This window comes from Maribacter sp. 6B07, assembly GCF_002700155.1.
Classification (GTDB): Bacteria; Bacteroidota; Bacteroidia; order Flavobacteriales; family Flavobacteriaceae; genus Maribacter; species Maribacter dokdonensis.
In genome coordinates this window covers 1-18,101 of the sequence record NZ_PDUT01000001.1, presented here as the reverse complement: position 1 = coordinate 18,101, position 18,101 = coordinate 1, and the positions used below count along the sequence as shown (strand labels likewise).

17 protein-coding genes are annotated in these 18,101 nt (G+C 35.3%); 9 read left to right on the top strand and 8 right to left on the bottom strand.

What is annotated here, in order from left to right; genetic code table 11:
• Window positions 1–73: 73 nt before the first annotated feature.
• The 6 genes from tgt to CSC80_RS00055 all read left to right on the top strand — a co-directional run bounded on the left by tgt (window position 74) and on the right by CSC80_RS00055 (window position 7,325).
• Window positions 74–1,204 (top strand): tRNA guanosine(34) transglycosylase Tgt, encoded by a 1,131-nt coding sequence (gene tgt / locus CSC80_RS00080; RefSeq protein WP_099188914.1) that lies wholly within the window; start codon window positions 74–76, stop codon window positions 1,202–1,204.
• Entirely contained in the window at window positions 1,204–2,286 is a 1,083-nt protein-coding gene (locus tag CSC80_RS00075; protein ID WP_099188912.1) for an LptF/LptG family permease, read from the top strand. Before tgt ends, CSC80_RS00075 begins: the two co-directional genes overlap by 1 nt.
• A complete protein-coding gene (locus CSC80_RS00070) occupies window positions 2,273–3,172 on the top strand; it encodes a DMT family transporter (RefSeq protein ID WP_091605603.1) in 900 nt (299 codons plus the stop codon). The genes CSC80_RS00075 and CSC80_RS00070 overlap by 14 nt, the downstream gene beginning before the upstream one ends.
• 49 nt (window positions 3,173–3,221) lie before the next feature.
• Window positions 3,222–4,175, top strand: coding sequence for an acetyl-CoA carboxylase carboxyltransferase subunit alpha (locus CSC80_RS00065; protein ID WP_099188910.1), 954 nt, complete (start codon window positions 3,222–3,224; stop codon window positions 4,173–4,175).
• Between the two features lie 166 nt (window positions 4,176–4,341).
• Window positions 4,342–5,892, top strand: coding sequence for a replicative DNA helicase (gene dnaB, locus CSC80_RS00060; protein ID WP_058103396.1), 1,551 nt, complete (start codon window positions 4,342–4,344; stop codon window positions 5,890–5,892).
• 170 nt (window positions 5,893–6,062) lie between these two features.
• Window positions 6,063–7,325: an asparagine synthetase B gene (locus tag CSC80_RS00055; RefSeq protein WP_071341715.1), complete on the top strand. Its 1,263-nt coding sequence runs from the start codon at window positions 6,063–6,065 to the stop codon at window positions 7,323–7,325.
• A gap of 83 nt (window positions 7,326–7,408) precedes the next feature.
• On the opposite strand, the gene CSC80_RS00050 is transcribed toward CSC80_RS00055, so the two are convergent.
• Together CSC80_RS00050 and CSC80_RS00045 are read right to left on the bottom strand one after the other, a co-directional pair.
• Window positions 7,409–8,839 carry a hypothetical protein gene (locus tag CSC80_RS00050; protein WP_091605600.1) on the bottom strand — a complete coding sequence of 477 codons (1,431 nt, stop codon included), beginning with the start codon at window positions 8,837–8,839 and terminating at the stop codon, window positions 7,409–7,411.
• Between the two features lie 20 nt (window positions 8,840–8,859).
• Entirely contained in the window at window positions 8,860–11,277 is a 2,418-nt protein-coding gene (locus CSC80_RS00045; RefSeq protein WP_099188908.1) for a TonB-dependent receptor, read from the bottom strand.
• Between the two features lie 147 nt (window positions 11,278–11,424).
• On the opposite strand from CSC80_RS00045, the gene CSC80_RS00040 reads away from it, so the two are divergent.
• A complete protein-coding gene (locus CSC80_RS00040) occupies window positions 11,425–12,396 on the top strand; it encodes an AraC family transcriptional regulator (RefSeq protein WP_180268559.1) in 972 nt (323 codons plus the stop codon).
• Between the two features lie 37 nt (window positions 12,397–12,433).
• Here CSC80_RS00040 and CSC80_RS00035 read toward each other — a convergent pair whose 3' ends face one another.
• Window positions 12,434–13,228 (bottom strand): HAD family hydrolase, encoded by a 795-nt coding sequence (locus CSC80_RS00035; RefSeq protein WP_099188904.1) that lies wholly within the window; start codon window positions 13,226–13,228, stop codon window positions 12,434–12,436.
• A gap of 91 nt (window positions 13,229–13,319) precedes the next feature.
• Here CSC80_RS00035 and CSC80_RS00030 point away from each other — a divergent pair, with 91 nt between their 5' ends.
• Both CSC80_RS00030 and CSC80_RS00025 read left to right on the top strand, forming a co-directional pair.
• On the top strand, window positions 13,320–13,742 hold the full coding sequence (locus CSC80_RS00030) for a secondary thiamine-phosphate synthase enzyme YjbQ (RefSeq protein WP_099188879.1): 423 nt from the start codon (window positions 13,320–13,322) through the stop codon (window positions 13,740–13,742).
• A 32-nt stretch (window positions 13,743–13,774) separates the two neighbouring features.
• Window positions 13,775–14,053 carry an EF-hand domain-containing protein gene (locus tag CSC80_RS00025; protein WP_071341720.1) on the top strand — a complete coding sequence of 93 codons (279 nt, stop codon included), beginning with the start codon at window positions 13,775–13,777 and terminating at the stop codon, window positions 14,051–14,053.
• Window positions 14,054–14,088: 35 nt separating this feature from the next.
• On the opposite strand, the gene rplT is transcribed toward CSC80_RS00025, so the two are convergent.
• From rplT to CSC80_RS19620, 5 genes are all read right to left on the bottom strand, one after another.
• Window positions 14,089–14,433: a 50S ribosomal protein L20 gene (rplT, locus tag CSC80_RS00020; protein ID WP_099188877.1), complete on the bottom strand. Its 345-nt coding sequence runs from the start codon at window positions 14,431–14,433 to the stop codon at window positions 14,089–14,091.
• A gap of 98 nt (window positions 14,434–14,531) precedes the next feature.
• Window positions 14,532–14,729 carry a 50S ribosomal protein L35 gene (gene rpmI / locus CSC80_RS00015; RefSeq protein ID WP_047245905.1) on the bottom strand — a complete coding sequence of 66 codons (198 nt, stop codon included), beginning with the start codon at window positions 14,727–14,729 and terminating at the stop codon, window positions 14,532–14,534.
• A gap of 103 nt (window positions 14,730–14,832) precedes the next feature.
• The gene (gene infC, locus CSC80_RS00010) at window positions 14,833–15,384 is read right to left on the bottom strand and encodes a translation initiation factor IF-3 (protein ID WP_074672980.1); all 552 of its coding nucleotides are present in this window, start codon (window positions 15,382–15,384) and stop codon (window positions 14,833–14,835) included.
• Between the two features lie 34 nt (window positions 15,385–15,418).
• Window positions 15,419–17,359, bottom strand: coding sequence for a threonine--tRNA ligase (thrS, locus tag CSC80_RS00005; RefSeq protein ID WP_099188875.1), 1,941 nt, complete (start codon window positions 17,357–17,359; stop codon window positions 15,419–15,421).
• Window positions 17,360–17,920: 561 nt separating this feature from the next.
• The coding region (locus tag CSC80_RS19620) for a hypothetical protein (RefSeq protein WP_236973287.1) at window positions 17,921–18,101 on the bottom strand (181 nt) is incomplete at its 5' end.

Below are 18,101 nucleotides of genomic sequence, written 5' to 3'. Positions count from 1 at the left end.
GATGAACATCTTTGCTTTTTATTAAGTTTTTACCACCAACAGTTCATTATATTTGTAGCTAGAATTAGAAAGTTTGAAATTTACATTACATACTACAGATACACAATCAAAAGCTAGGGCAGGAACTGTCGTTACTGATCATGGCGTAATTGAAACCCCAATTTTTATGCCTGTGGGTACGGTTGCCTCGGTTAAAGGTGTGCACCAAAAAGAATTGAAAGAAGAAATAAACCCAGATATTATTTTGGGCAACACCTATCATTTATTTCTACGTCCTAAAACAGAGATTTTAAAAAAAGCGGGCGGATTACATAAATTTATGGGCTGGGATAGAAATATTCTTACCGATAGCGGAGGGTATCAAGTATATTCTTTATCAGGCAATAGAAAGATAAAGGAGGAAGGGGTAAAATTTAAATCGCATATAGATGGATCTATGCATTTGTTTACACCTGAGAATGTCATGGAAATTCAGCGAGTGATAGGTGCAGATATTATCATGGCTTTTGATGAATGTACACCTTATCCTTGTGAGTATAATTATGCCAAGCGTTCTATGCACATGACGCATAGGTGGTTAGATAGATGTATAAATCATTTGGAGAAAACTCCATTTGAATATGATTATGCACAAACTTTTTTTCCTATTGTGCAAGGGTCAACTTTTAAAGACCTTAGAAGACAATCTGCTGAATATATTGCAAATGCAGGCGCTGAGGGTAATGCAATTGGAGGACTGTCCGTTGGTGAACCAGCGGAGGAAATGTATGGTATGACAGAGGTAGTCTGTGAAATTTTACCAGAAGACAAACCAAGGTATCTAATGGGAGTAGGTACCCCTATTAATATATTGGAGAATATTGCCTTGGGTATAGATATGTTCGATTGTGTAATGCCTACAAGAAACGCTAGAAACGGAATGTTGTTCACAGCGCATGGTACGATCAACATAAAGAACAAAAAATGGGAAGATGACTTTTCCCCAATTGATGAAATGGGCACTACATTTGTGGATCATGAGTATTCTAAGGCATATTTAAGACATTTGTTTGCCGCCAATGAGTATTTAGGTAAGCAAATAGCAACAATTCATAACTTAGGGTTTTATATGTGGTTGGTGCGCGAAGCTCGTAAACATATTATAGCTGGTGATTTTAGAACTTGGAAAGATATGATGGTAAAACAAATGGATAAAAGGCTATAATGCTATCAATAATAGATAAATACATTCTAAAGCGGTATCTGGCAACTTTTTCGTTGATGCTTTTGTTGTTCATTCCCATTGGTATAATGGTGAATTTAGCAGAGCAGATCGGTAAAATGATCGATAATGAAGCCCCGCTGGATGAAATTGTTATGTACTATGTGAACTTTACCATTTACATAGGCAATCTATTATTTCCTATTTTCCTGTTTCTTTCGGTTATATTTTTTACTTCTAAACTTGCTAATAACACAGAAATTGTTGCCATATTAAGTTCCGGGGTGTCTTACGGTCGGTTTTTAAGACCTTATATTATAGGGGCTTCTATAATTGCGGTACTCATGTTCTTTATGACCATGTTCATTGTACCCAATGCCAGTGTAGGTTTCAATGAATTTAAATACAAATACTTAAAGAAGGGAAAACAAGATAGGGTAACCAACAACATATTTAATCAGTTGAACGAAACGGATTTTATATATGTGAGTAGTTTTGATCCGGCACGTCAATTGGGGCACAACTTTACTTTTGAACGTTTTAAGGAGAATAATGAACTGGATTTTAAGATTTCTGCAGCCAATATTCGTTGGGTGGACAAAGATTCTAGCTATCGCTTAACATCGTACAAAAAACGAACTGTTTTAGGTGATACGGCAATTATAGAAAGTAAACGTAGGTTAGATACCATATTTGCTTTTGATATAGGCGACCTTACGCCTGTTTCTTATGTGGCCGAGACAAAAAATCTTTTTGAACTGGATACTTTTATCAAGGATCAGAGAAGAAAAGGGGCTTCTAATATAAATACATATGTACTGGTTAAATATAAAAGATGGGCATTGCCTTTAACTGCTTTTATTTTAACGATAATAGCCGTATCGGTTTCATCTGTAAAAAGACGTGGTGGTATGGGAGCAAACTTAGCCTTTGGTATTTTAATTGCTTTTATATTTATCTTTTTTGATAAGGTATTTGGGACTTTGGCAGAGCAGTCTGGTTTTTCTCCATTGCTCGCCGTAATAATCCCTAATGTAGTATTTGGATGTTTGGCTTTTTATCTACTTCAAAATGCAAAAAGATAGAATATTAAATCTACTGCATTTACATTTCATTGTCTTTATTTGGGGCTTTACCGCTATTTTAGGTAAGTTGATTACAATTGATTCTTTACCATTGGTTTGGATCAGAATGGGGTTGGCAACACTTTTTATTGCGATTTATTTATTGTTTACAAAGTTTAGTATAAAAATTTCAAGAAAAACATTTTGGTGGTTGCTGGGTGGTGGCGTTGTGGTAGCATTACATTGGGTAACTTTCTTCTTGGCAATAAAGGTTTCTACGGTATCGGTTGCTCTTGCCATGATGTCTACAGGTGCTTTTTTTACGGCATTAATGGAGCCCTTTTGGTATAAACGTAAAATTATAGGGTACGAAATTTTTTTCGGGCTGTTGGTGGTAGTAGGGCTTTATTTAATATTTAAAGTTGAGGCGCAATATGTATTTGGTATGACCATAGCATTGATATCTGCTTTTTTGGCCGCAGTGTTTTCGTTGATCAATGGTAAATTGGTTCAAAACCATAGACCCTCTGTTATTTCATTCTATGAATTGGGAGTAGGGGTTTTGTTTTTGTCCATTGTTTTAATTGTTAAAGGAGATTGGAATATGTCCTTGGTTGTTTTACCTACTTCAGATTGGATCTATTTGTCCATTTTAGCTGTTGTATGTACTGCCTATGCGTTCATAGCTTCGGTCAAGGTGATGAAGATTTTAACGCCATATACAGTTATGCTTACCACAAATTTAGAACCTGTGTACGGTATTTTGCTAGCATGGTTTATATTTGGCTCAGAAGAAAAAATGAAACCTATGTTTTATGTGGGAGCCTTAATTATACTCAGTACCGTCATTGCGAACGGTATTTTGAAACAAAGAGCAAATATTAAAAAAAGGGTACCCAAGATTTAGGTATTAAAGTTTTATCTTTGAGCCGCAACTAAAGAAACTTTATTGAAATATGGAATATTTGGATTTTGAACTTCCTATTAAAGAATTGGAAGAGCAATTGGACAAGTGCATGGTAATTGGTGAAGAAAGTGATGTAGATGTTACTGAAACCTGTAAGCAGATAGAAAAAAAACTTTCTAATACCAGAAAGGAGATTTATAAGAACTTAACTGCTTGGCAGCGCGTACAGTTGTCAAGACACCCAAATAGACCTTACACTTTAGATTATATCAAAGCTATATGTGGCGATACCTTCTTAGAGCTGCACGGTGACCGTACCGTAAAAGATGATAAGGCCATGATCGGTGGTTTAGGTAAAATTGGTGATCAGAGTTATATGTTCGTTGGTCAGCAAAAAGGGTATAATACCAAAACTCGTCAGTACAGAAATTTTGGTATGGCCAACCCAGAAGGGTATAGAAAGGCATTGCGTTTAATGAAATCTGCTGAAAAATTTCAGGTTCCTGTGGTTTGTTTGGTAGATACTCCGGGTGCATACCCAGGTATTGAGGCAGAAGAAAGAGGACAAGGTGAAGCCATTGCAAGAAATATTCTTGAAATGACACGTTTAAAAGTGCCTGTTATAGTTGTTATTATCGGTGAAGGTGCATCTGGTGGAGCTTTGGGAATAGGTGTTGGAGATAAGGTGTTAATGTTAGAGAATACTTGGTATTCGGTAATTTCACCAGAGTCTTGCTCTTCTATTTTATGGAGAAGCTGGGAGTATAAGGAAAGAGCTGCAGAAGCTTTGAAATTGACTGCTACCGATATGAAAAAATTAAAGCTAATTGATGAAATTATTCGCGAACCTGCAGGTGGGGCGCATGCCAATAGAGAAAAAACTTTTGATACGGTAAAAAATAAAATTTCTGCCCATTTTGAAGAATTGCAAAAGTTATCACCAAAAGAATTGGTAAATCAGCGTATGGAAAAATATGCCCAAATGGGTGTTTTCAACGGCTAATCTGCATTTTAGGCTTCAAAAAAATATACCGAGGATTTTATTCCTCGGTTTTTTTATGTTATCAACAGAAAATCGTAATTTATTAACAGTCAATTGTTAGTCAACTGTGAACATCGAAATTTATGTTTTTCACGTTAACTAAAGGTTAATTGTATACTTTCGCATTATGGAGAACACAAAACCTTTTGTTGGTCGTAAGATCGACAAATCTACTATTATAAACCTTGAGAAAGGTAAAATACCACCACAAGCCGTTGATTTAGAGGAGGTTGTGCTTGGCGCTATGATGATAGATAAAAAGGGTGTCGATGAAGTTATCGATATTTTGCATCCCGATGTTTTCTATAAAGACGCTCATAGGTTCATTTATGAAGCCATCTTTATTTTGTTTGAAGAATCACAACCTGTAGATTTATTAACCGTTTCTTCCCAATTGAAGAAATCTGGCAAATTAGAAGTTTGTGGAGGTGATTTTTACCTTATAAAACTGACCCAAAAAGTAGCATCTTCGGCGCATATTGAGTTTCATGCCCGTATTATACTTCAAAAATATATTCAACGTAGTCTTATTAAGATATCCGGTGAGATAATTGAAGAGGCCTACGATGAAGCTACAGATGTTTTTGACTTATTGGATACTGCTGAAGCTAAACTTTATGATGTTACCCAAGGTAACTTAAAACGATCTGCAGAGACCGCTCAGGATTTGGTGATCCAAGCAAAAAAGCGAATAGAGGAGATTGCTGGTAAAGAGGGTATGAGTGGTATACCTTCTGGTTTTGACAAACTAGATAAACTTACCTCAGGATGGCAGCCAAGTGATTTGATCATTGTAGCGGCAAGACCTGGTATGGGTAAAACGGCATTAACCTTGTCTATGGCAAGAAATATGGCGGTAAACTCAAATATGCCGGTAGCCTTCTTTTCACTGGAAATGTCATCGGTACAGCTTATTACCAGGTTAATTTCATCTGAAACAGGGTTGTCTTCAGAAAAATTGAGAACCGGTAAACTAGAAAAACACGAGTGGGAGCAGTTGAACGTAAAAGTGAAATCATTGGAAAAGGCACCTTTGTTTATTGATGATACCCCGTCACTTTCTATTTTCGATTTACGTGCCAAAGCAAGAAGATTGGCTTCTCAGCATGGTATTAAAATGATCATGATCGATTACTTGCAATTAATGACAGCTGGTGGTAGTCAAAAAGGAGGAAACAGGGAACAAGAAATTTCTACTATTTCTAGAAACTTAAAAGCCCTTGCAAAGGAATTGAACGTTCCGGTAATTGCACTATCCCAATTATCTCGTGCGGTAGAAACACGTGGAGGTAGTAAAAGACCGGTATTATCAGATTTGAGGGAATCTGGTGCAATTGAGCAAGATGCGGATATTGTATCATTTATTTATAGACCAGAATACTATAAGATTGAAGAGTGGGATGATGAGGAGCATACTCCAACTCAAGGTCAGGCAGAATTTATTGTAGCCAAACACCGTAATGGTGGACTAGAGAATATTAGACTTAAGTTTATCGGTAATCAAGGTAAGTTTGACAACCTTGATGATTTTGACTCTCCTTTTGAATTTCAATCGAAAATGAACGCAAACGAAGAGAATCCGTTCGCAACTAAAAATTTACCAAGTGCAGATGACGCTTTTGGCAGTAGTATGAACAATAGTCCAGATTTTGAAGAGGATAATGATGTACCGTTCTAAGTTTGGGTTCAATTAATATTTTTAAAAAAGTCCTCGTTTAGAGGACTTTTTTTATTTTGTTGCAATTGTTTTTCATTACTGTTCATTATCTTAACTATAATGGCTTTAACAAGTTCTTGGTTATTCTACCTTATTATTTGCTCTATCTTTGAGTGAATGAAATTAATAATATGTCTAAAATTGTAAGTTCAATTTTCTTTCTTTTACTATCGGTACAAGTATTTGCTTCATCAATTTTAATACCTATGGATGCCGATACTCAAAAAAATCATTTAAAAGCATACGGCATAACTTATTGGGTTTTGTCCAAACAGCAAAAAGTACAATGGTTACTGAATTACAGAGGCGGTTCTTTTTTATTGCCAGATGGGGAAAGTATTAGAAAAGAATGTCAAATAAGGGGAGTAAGCTTTGAAATAATTTCTGATGGACAGGCTAATGCTATTTTGGATGAAATTAGTAGCCCATCAAAAAATCAAGATGCTGTTATATTAGAAAAAGCTCCGCGTATTGCGGTGTATTCCCCTAAGGATAAACAACCTTGGGATGATGCTGTAACAATGGCTTTGACCTATGCAGAAATACCTTATACCACCATTTATGACGAAGAGGTACTTGGGGATAAACTAGCTTTGTATGATTGGTTGCATTTGCATCATGAGGATTTTACCGGTCAGTATGGTAAATTTTATGGTGCGTATAGAGCAACCCCATGGTATATAGAAGGTAAAAAAAATGCCGAAAAATTGGCTAAAAAGTTAGGTTACGATAAGGTTTCAGAAGAAAAAAGAGCTGTAGCATTAAAGATTAGAAATTATGTGATCGGCGGTGGTTTTATGTTTGCCATGTGCTCCGCCACAGATAGTTTTGATATTGCTTTGGCGGCAGATGGTATAGATATAGTTGAACCTATGTTCGATGGCGATGCGTCTGATCCAAATTACCAGGCTAATTTAGATTATGGTAAAACCTTTGCGTTCACAGATTTTATATTGGAGCGTAGCCCTCTTAAATATGAATTTTCTACTATTGATATGACCAGTAAAAGGGGAAATGTGCCTAAGGAGTCGGATTATTTTTCTTTGATGGATTTTTCTGCAAAATGGGACCCTGTGCCTACTATGTTATGTCAAAACCATACTTCTTTGGTAAAAGGGTTCATGGGGCAAACAACTGCCTTTACACGCTCTGAAATAAAGCCGACTGTTTTAGTGTTAGGTGAGAATAAGATAAACGAAGAAGCAAGATATATTCACGGCATTAAAGGAAAGGGATTCTTTACTTTTTATGGCGGACACGATCCAGAAGATTATCAACATAGGGTAGGGGATCCAAAAACGGAATTGGAGTTGCACCCAACTTCGCCAGGATATCGTTTAATATTGAATAACGTTTTGTTTCCTGCAGCAAAAAAGAAAAAACAAAAGACCTAATTTTTATTTTAAGAGGTATCCAAAAAAAATACCATTACCGGTAATAGCCGATAATGGTATTTTAAAACTGTTAATTTTAAAGATTACCAAGCGCCAATGAAATGACTACCTGTGGAATTGATTAATTCCGCACCTTTGGTTACTTCACCGGTCTCAGTTTCTACAATGTAAATGTTTCCATTTTGACCAACTGGAGCTTGAGTAAGATAGATTTCTGTTCCATCAACAGCATACCCTTGGTATTGAAACAATTCAAAATCTACTTCATAAGGAATATCATTGATTAAGGTTGCTGTCTTTGCGTTCAAATCAACTAAGGCAAAAAAGCTTTCCCCTCTACCGGAAATACCTTCTGCAGACCCATCATGACGGTAAGCTAAAACAGCTTTACCATTGGCAGCAGGTCTCCAAGCTAAAACATAAGCACCGGTAACACCTAAAGCAGCATCTAGATTAAAATCATAAGAATCATCATATAAATTGTCTGCTCCAATTTTTAGGATATGAGAACCTTCTGGGTCACTTTGATTGGCTTGATAAACACTTCCATTGTATTCAAAAGCGTTAATGCTACGGTAACCATTAGTGTTTCCATGTCCTACTGTAGAAGTGATTATTGTAGGGTTTTCCAAAGAAGGATAATCTACTACTATCGTTTTAGAACCTAAAATCTCATAATCGCTATCACTTTCAAGATCAGCTGCATTTTCTTCATCTCTAGTTAAAGTTGCAGGATCAACTTTATTCATACGAGCTCCAATGTATAATTTGTCTCCGGCGGCATTTAATGTTGGCATATCAATTCTGCCAATGTAATACCCTTGAGATTCTAATTCTTCGCCTATAGATAAATCAATTTGTTGGAAGTTGTTGATTTGGGAATCTACCAAATCTAATGTCACTATACCTACGGTTTGGCTTGTACGAACATAAGAATCGTCTGTTACATCATCAGGAGTACCATTATCATCAACTATATGTTCAATATCTACTCTTACTGCGCAGCCAGTTTTATCACCATCAAATAATTTAATCCATCTAGGAGCAGTACCTACATATTCTGCAATACTAATTTCTGATCCTGTTTGTTCAAAATCTTGTCCTCCATTTACAATGTATTTGGTGTAATTACCACCGGTATCACCAGCGTAACTAATGTTGAATATGGTATTGCCATCTTCTGAAGCTTGTAATCTTGCAGTTCTGTTAGATGGTGCTATAAAACCATTATTAAATGGGTCTATTTGTACCGTTGGGTCTTTGGCATCTTCACTAGTAACAGAATAAATTAATGTTCCACCGTTACCATCTCCAGGTTCTTCACCCATTTTAGCTCCGGCAATAGTTATCCATCTTGAAGCTACTTCTGCTTCTTCCTCTATCTCTTCTTGCTCTTCCTCTTCTTGTTCAGTTTCTGGAGTTACAGTGTCGTCATCGCTACTACAAGAAGCCATAAACCCTACTGCAGCTATAGCAATGGCAAATGATTTTAAATTTAATAATGGTCGTTTCATAATATATTCTATTTAGATATTTAAAAATTATTGATTATGTAATTCAGTTTTAGATAAAATGCTCTTCCTGGTTTTTGCACCCGTAAATTGTCATAGGCAACTTCATCAAATACGTTTTTGACATCAAGGCTTATAGAAACCCTTTTATTTGGAAACACGTAACTACATCCAAAATCTTGAATAAATTGGGTTGGAATTAAAAACTCTTCTAAACCTGCCACATTAGTACCTTGTTCCTCTTTATAGGAGAATTCATCTGTGAAGTAAGCATTGTAAAAAAGATTAAAACGTGCTGTATTTTGAATAAAATTATTGAATGAATACCGTAGCGAAGTGTTCATTGTAAACAAGGGAACATTTGGAGAGTTTACAATATTATCTTGAAGATTTTTTCTTTGAAGCGTTAGTTTGGACAGGTTGAAATTAAATCCAAAGTTGTCCTTAAAGTTATAGCTGATTTCTGCTTCTACCCCTTTAGAAGTGGTTTCCCTATCAAAATTTCCATATTGAATAGTTTCTCCTAATTCTTGATTATCCTGAGCATCACCGGGAAAGCCAATTAAATTTTGAATTTTTCGGGAAAATAGATTGGTAGAGACGGTAAGTGCGTGATTTTTTATGTTGAACCTTCCGAATCTAAAACCGAGGTTATAATTATTGCTGGTTTCTGGTTCAATGGTAAGATTGGGTTCAATATTTTCTCCAGCATCACCAAATACTTCGTTCTCATTTGGTAGACGAATAGCTTTTTCAGCAGAGGTGAGAATATTAAGATTTTTTATAAGCAGATAAGAAATTGCATACCCGTAACCATTATAGTCTTTATTGCTTTGGTAAACTTCATCAATAACCTCTGTGGCGTTGCTGTTGAACCTAGGAAATGTATTTAATACCTTTTGTCTATAGTGCTTACCGAACAGATTCACTTTTAATTTATCATCAATAGCATTTAGCTCATAACTTAAGGAGTATATATTTTTGTAGATATCACTGGTTTGTTGAAAGGTGTTTTCTAAAAGTGATATCATTTCATCACTATCTTCCCGGTCAAGTCCGCTGTAGACGTGGTTAAGAAATACTTTATGGTTTTTATTTATTTCATAAGAAATTCCTGTTCTTATAGAAGCAACTTTCCTGTTGATGTTTAGTAGTGTTGGACCGCCTTCTTGTTGGGATCCCCAAGAATATTCAAATTCATCGCCTTTGTAATCTATAGCTCTATTTCCGGTCCAGCTATATGCCTCGGCTGTGGTGTCATTCAAAATACGGTTTCTCTCCCCAACTAATCCGGTAACATTTACATCTAAACCTTTAAAAAAGATATCTTTTTTAAGATATGTCAAATTAGCCAACAACGCATCGGACTCTAAAAATCTGCCTTTATACGGTATTTTAGTAACAAAAGCACCGTGTTGCACTTCTTTGTAATCATCGGAACCTGTAACACCAATAAAAAACTGATCCGCCCACTTTACGTCAGTATAACCTGCCTGTATTGTTCCTCCGGTAGACCTATAAGCATCATTAAATCTTTTTGCTGTAATAAGTGTTTCAACACCTCCTAGACCTTTATCTACAATATTTCTTCCGCTAATTTCATAATCATTGTCAGAATAATTATGAAAACCAGAGGCTTTGACGGTAAAACCAGATTTATCAAAACGATACAAACCGTTAATGTTGGCTTGTAATGTATTAAATGATCCATATGATACGGAAGCATTTAAATTATTACGTGCGCCTTTTTTCATTACAATGTTTATTGCTCCACCTAGTGCATCATCAGCCAAATGTCCGGGAATCACTCCCTTGTAAACTTCAATGTTTTCTATCATTGAAGGAGGAATACTGTTCAAACTAAAAGAAGAACCGTACATAGAAATGGGTATGCCGTCAATAAAAATACTAACCGAGTTTCCTGATAAACCATTTAAAGAGTATTCTACATTAGAACCAAGTCCGCCGTTTTGTCTAATTTTTACACCAACAGTAGTGTTTAATAATTCGTTGGTCTGAATATTTCTAATACTGGCTTCTTCAGTTTTTATGGCATTAACAGCAAAACCTTTGGTTTCTATCTCCGTCTCTTTAGATTTGCCATTAACATTGACTTCGTCTAGGTTTTCAACACTTTCCGTTAACTTATAATTGACTGTAATTTTCTTTTTACTACTGGTAATTTCAACGGTTTTAAAAAGTGTTCTATAACCAATAAAAGAAACAACAACATTGTGTTTTCCTTGTGGTACATTTTCAATGAGGAAGCTTCCGTTGGCGTCTGTTAAAACGCCTAGTTTAAGACCCTCTATCATCACAGTTGCAAAAGCTAAAGGATTGTTGTAATCGTCTTTAACAGTTCCTGAAATAGAACTAAGTAACTCTTGAGAATGAGCAGATGCAAAGAGTAATATAAAAATGACGGTAAAATGGTTTTTCATTTGATTTAAAAAAGGTTACTATCTTTATTAAGATTTAGTCTAAATAAATTAGTTTTGCAAATCTAAAGAAGGAATGAAAAGACAAGTGCCGAGAAAGGAATTTAAACATACGCAAAAGGAAGTATTGGTTTGCGGTAGTCAATGTATATGAAGAAGGAATTGTTAAGGAAAGAAATAAAGGTAGAAGAACTGTTTGATAATAGTTTTCTAAACAATTCGGTACAGTTTAATGAGGTAGAGGTGACTACTAAGAACAATAGTTCTTTTATTAAGGGAGTGGAGTTTTCTAATGATGAAGTATTACGGGAATTTGATTCGGAGATTTGTGTTTCTAGCGATGAACATCTAATAAAATTACACTTCTCATTAGAAGGTGCTTATGGTTATCAGCCGCTTAAACACATAAAGTATTTGGTGCAAATTCCAGAAAATCATTGTAATATGTTCTATTATCCAATTACAGTGGGTAGAGATATGTTTTTTAAGGGAAATGCAAAATCTTTTGAGATATACCTTAAACCTAGTTTGCTAAAGAATTTGTTAGGTAAAGAATTTGAAAAATCTTTTAAGAAGTTGAAGAATGCTATCCAAAATTCCAATTCATTTGTACTATGGGATAAGAGTAAATTTATTCCACCAAATATTCGTAGTAAAATAAATGAGATCATTCAATGTCCTTATACAGGTGATTTAAGAAAAAAATATCTGGAAAGTAAGCTTACGGTATTGTTGATAGATTTTCTTTTAGGAAGACAAACTTCAAGAGTTTCTAAGAATAATGTAAAACTTTTAAATTCCGATTATTTGGCCTTAGTGAGAGTTGAGGATTATATCAGAAAAAATTTGAAAGAGCCATTAAAAATAATTGATTTGGCAGATTTAGCTGGGTTTAATCCTACTAAGTTGAAAAGGGATTTCAAAAAGTTGTACGGGGTTACCGTATTTAAATATATCACTGCGTTAAGAATGGAAGTTGCCAAAAGTTTAATTACTCAAGACGGGGCTACAATTGCACATGCTGCTTATGAGGTTGGTTATGCTAATCCACAACATTTTACTACAGCTTTTAAAAGAACCATGGGGTATGTGCCTAGTGAGTTGAAACCTGCGGTAAAATAGCATAGATATCGTGTTTAAACGTTAAGTTGGCTACTCTTTATTTTACCAGCATTTTAAGTATATGTTCAACCCCATTATCATCATTGCTCAATGTGCTGTATTTGGCAACCTTTTTTACGTTTGGATGCGCATTTGCCATTGCAAAACCGTAATCTGATAGTGCAAGCATTTCTAGGTCATTATTATAATCTCCAAATACCATTATTTCATTAGATTTAAGATTATAGCTGTCCATGACTTTTGACAACGCATAACCTTTATGAGCGTTCATGTTAGATATATCTAACCAGTTCTCGCCGGAGACTTTAACTTTTAAATCTTTTTCAAAATGTTTTACAAATGGGTATATAAATTGTTCTGAACTTTCAAAATGATAAATGGCAATTTTTATTACTTCGGAAGTAAACGTATTTAAGTTATCTATGATTTCAAACTCTGTATAATATTCTGCCAATTTATTTACAAATTCATTCGATTTATTGGTTAAATAGGCTTGATGCTTACCGCAAAGAACAGGGTGTATATTGGGGATTTTATTTAAAGTAGCTAAGATTTCTGCTACTCGTTGTTGGTCTAATGGCGTAACTAGAATTTCGGTATCCTGCTTTTTGGCAAATCCACCGTTCTCGGCAATAACAATTATTTCGTCTTTTATGGGAGCAAGCTTATCAATTATACTATTGTATTGTCTGCCACTGGCAGCAACAAATGTGATGTCTCTAGATTGTAATTCTTTAAAGAGCTCAAAGAATTGTTCACTGACTTGGTGGTTAGAGTTAAGTAAGGTGCCATCCATGTCTGAAACAACCATTTTAATCTTTGATAAATCCATAAATTATTTAATTTATGGTAAAGATATTTGAATGGAAGTTAACATGTACTTTAAAGATCAAAGTTTTACCTTTAATTAATAATTACCAGGTATGAAGTTATTTCAAAGACAGTTTAGTTTACCGCCTTACCAAAGAGGTTTTCATATTATCACCAGCCTAATCTTAGAACATTTACCAGAGATTCAAGAAATTGATGTTGGTATGCTACAGGTATTTATTAAACACACATCTGCTAGTTTAACCATTAATGAAAACGCTGATCCCACGGTCAGAGAAGATTTTGAGTCCTATATAAATAGATTTGTGCCTGAAAATGAACCTTATTATAAACATAAATATGAAGGCTCGGATGATATGCCTGCACACATAAAGGCTTCATTAATGGGCTCGTCTGTTCAAGTTCCGGTATCCAATGGTAAGTTAAATATGGGAATATGGCAAGGAATATATTTATGTGAACATAGAAATTATGCTTCCGGCAGAAACATTGTCTTGACCTTGTGGGGAAGTTGATATTTATTTAAATTAAAAGAAAAACATAGTTTATGACTACTGAAGAATCTATTCTGAACAAAATTCAAATACTGATTACAAATCATTTTGAAACACCAGAAATGGCATTTAATTTTTTTGATGAGGATAATGATCAAAAGTTGACCAAATCTGAAATTGTAAAATTGTTGAAACAAGCAGAAATAAGTGGATTTATTAGAGGTATTGTTTCGTCAAAATTGATTGAAGGTTATGATAAGAATGGTGATGAGCTAATTGATTGGCAAGAATTTAAAGCGGCTATCGCTAAAATCAAAAAATCCGATTCGTAAGAATCGGATTTTTCAAAAGTGAGATTGTTATTAATTTATTTTACCTGATCTACAACTGCCTTAAAGGCATCTGGGTGGTTCATTGCTAAATCTGCAAGAACTTTTCTGTTAAGTTCAATGTTATTAGCATTTACTTTTCCCATAAATTGAGAGTAAGACATTCCATGCTGTCTGGCACCTGCATTAATACGGGTAATCCATAATGAACGAAAAGTTCTTTTCTTGTTTCTACGGTCTCTGTAAGCATATAACATTGCTTTTTCAACCGCGTTTTTGGCTACTGTCCAAACGTTTTTACGTCTTCCAAAGTAACCTTTGGCTTGCTTCATTACCTTTTTTCTTCTGGCTCTTGAAGCTACTGCATTTACTGATCTTGGCATTTCTTTCTAATTTTTTGTAGTAGGCGTCCTTTTTATTTTAAGGAACTTTGATTGCCTAACTCCATGGTTAATAATTTTACCTTTTTAAAGAACTAAAATTACTTTAAACGTAATTGTTCTTTAATGCTGTTAACATCATGTTGGTGAACCAATGTATCATGAGTTAAAGCAAGCTTACGCTTTTTAGACTTTTTCGTAAGAATGTGACTCTTAAAGGCGTGCTTTCTTTTAATTTTACCGGTACCCGTTAGCTTAAAACGCTTCTTAGCACTGGATTTTGTTTTTTGTTTAGGCATTTTCTCCTAGTTTATATATTAATCTCACTTGTTTATGCTGAACTGTCCACCAATGGCGGACAGCATTCAGTATTCTAATATTCGATTTTAAAAAACCGAAATTTTATTTTCCTTTTGTCTTAGGAGCTATGAACATTGTCATACGCTTTCCTTCTAGTTTAGGCATCTGTTCAACTTTTCCTAATTCTTCTAATTCAGATGCTAACCTCAATAATAAAATCTCACCTTGGTCTTTATAGACAATTGATCGTCCTTTAAAAAAGACATATGCTTTTAATTTTGCTCCTTCTTTAAGGAACTTTTCGGCATGTTTCTTTTTAAATTCATAATCGTGGTCATCAGTATTGGGACCAAATCTTATTTCTTTAACAACAACCTTTGAAGCTTTCGCTTTCATGGCTTTATCCCTTTTCTTCTGTTCGTATAAAAACTTTTTATACTCCATAATCTTACAAACAGGAGGGTCTGCCTTTGGTGAAATTTCCACCAAATCCAAACCTAATTCTTCTGCTTTTTCAAGAGCCTGAGGAAAAGGATATACACCTACTTCAACATTGTCACCAACTAACCTAACTTTAGGGGCCGTAATCTTCTCATTAATATTATGAGGATTCTTATTTTCCCTTCTAGGTTGCGGTCTAAATCTTTTACGTATTGCTATGACTAATTCTTTTTAATTAAACTTTTATTTAAAACGTCTTTAAGGTACTATTTATTTCTGTGTTAACCAAGTCTGTGAACGTTGCAATGCTTATTGCTCCTAAATCTTCACCTCCATGTTTACGAACAGATATAGTGTTGTCAGCCTCATCGTTTTCTCCCACGATCAGCATAAAAGGTATCTTAGCCATTTCTGCTTCACGTATTTTCTTGCCTACAGTCTCATTTCTACTGTCTACAAGGGCGCGAATTTCGTTATTTTCTAGGGATTTTAAAACTTTTTCGGCATATTTTTCATGTTTTTCGCTTACAGGTAAAATTATAGCTTGTTCTGGGGTAAGCCACAATGGGAAATTACCTCCAGTATGTTCCAATAATAAAGCTATAAAACGCTCCATGCTACCAAATGGGGCACGGTGTATCATCACGGGTCTATGTAGCTCGTTATCACTGCCTTTGTAGCTTAAGTCGAATCTTTCAGGTAAGTTGTAATCTACCTGAATAGTACCTAGTTGCCATTGTCTTCCAAGCGCGTCTTTCACCATGAAATCTAGTTTAGGACCATAGAAGGCTGCTTCACCGGCTTCAATCACAAAATTCAATCCTTTCTCTTTAGCGGCATTGATGATAGCTTGTTCTGCTTTTTCCCAATTTTCCACTGAGCCAATGTACTTTTCCGGATTGTCCAGATCACGTACAGAGACCTGTGCGGTAAAATTTTCAAATCCAAGGGATCCCAGTACATATAAGGATAGGTCTATTACATTTTTAAATTCCTCGTCCAGTTGATCTGGTGTACAGAAAATATGTGCATCATCTTGAGTAAATCCGCGTACTCTTGTTAATCCGTGTAATTCACCGCTTTGTTCATATCTATATACTGTTCCAAATTCGGCAAATCTTTTAGGTAGTTCCTTATAGCTATATGGTTTTGTATTGTAGATTTCACAGTGGTGAGGGCAATTCATCGGTTTTAAAAGAAATTCCTCACCTTCCTTGGGTGTATGTATAGGTTGAAAGCTGTCTTCACCATATTTTTCATAATGTCCAGAGGTGACATATAATTCTTTTTGACCAATATGTGGTGTAACCACCATTTCATATCCGGCTTTCTTTTGGGCTTTCTTTAAAAAGTTTTCAAGGCGTTCACGTAAGGCAGCACCTTTAGGTAGCCATAATGGTAGTCCTTGACCTACTTTTTGCGAAAAAGTAAATAGTTCTAGTTCTTTACCTAGCTTTCTGTGATCTCTCTTTTTTGCTTCTTCTAAAAGTGCCAAATATTCGGTAAGCTCTTTTTGTTTTGGAAATGAGATACCATATATACGTGTAAGTTGTGTGTTGTTTTCGTTACCTCTCCAGTATGCACCTGCTACACTTAATATTTTTATAGCCTTTACAATACCGGTATTAGGAATGTGTCCACCTCTACATAAATCTGTAAATGTATCGTGATCACAAAACGTAATGGTGCCATCCTCAAGGTTTTCAATCAACTCTACCTTGTATTCGTTGCCTTGCTTTTTATAGAATGCAAGTGCATCGGCTTTTGATACCGCTCTCATTTTATAGTCGTGTTTTCCACGGGCAATCTCTAAAGCCTTCTTTTCTATAGCGGTAAAATCTTTTTCTGAAATAGAGCCATTTGGTAATTCTACGTCGTAATAGAAGCCGTTTTCTATGGCGGGTCCTATAGTTAGTTTAACTCCAGGGTACAATTCCTCAATAGCTTGCGCTACAATATGTGAAGTTGAATGCCAAAAAGCTGTTTTTCCTTCTTTATCGTTCCAGGTGAATAGTACTAAGCTGCCGTCTGTTTCTAGCGGGGTAGTGGTTTCAACAATAGTTTCGTTGAATTTTGCCGAAATAACATTGCGGGCTAATCCTTCGCTTATACTTTTTGCAACCTCTAATGGCGTAGTTGCTTTTTCAAATTCCTTGACCGATCCGTCGGGAAGTGTAATTTTAATCATTTCTTGTACATATTATAGGGTGTCAAAGATAATATGAACTATTCATGTCCGCAATAGAATAGTGTTATGTTTTGCTGTAGTCTTAAAGAAGGGCTATGAGGCTTATGGTTGTTATACGATTGTTTTAGTTGGTATGGTGTTAGTTTGCCTGTAAGATTTTAATATAATCAACTATAATATGTATTGATTTTTTTATTAAATTTAATACCGCTTTTTTTTATTTTGAGTGTAAAGTGCTGTAAATAAATTGGTTGTCGTCACACGTGAAAAAACCTTGTATTTATTTTGCAAAAAAGTCTTGTTCATTAGAAAATAGGTTGTAGATTTGCACCCCGCTAGCGAGGAAGACGAGTTCTGAATCGGGGGCGGAAAAAGGTTCATTTATATGTTGGTTGGTCTGGGAAAAAAAAGAAAGAATATTTTTTTTCGAAATAAGTTGCCAGGTTAAAAAACAGTTGTATATTTGCAGCCGCTTAGGGAAACACCTAAGGGAAACGAAGCCGGGAGGGTCGCAGGGTCCAAGGGCGGAGTGGATGGAAGTTCATTGAAATATTGTGGAGATTATAAGAATCGAGAACGGGTGAGGACCTGTTCGAGAGGAACACGAATTAAGAAACATACCATATAATATGCCTTGTGCATATTTGGATATATTGAATCGAGAGTCGGGGCCGGGATGGATTTGGTTTCGTTGGGACGAATATTTACAAAACCACGATGAAGAGTTTGCTCCTGGCTCAGG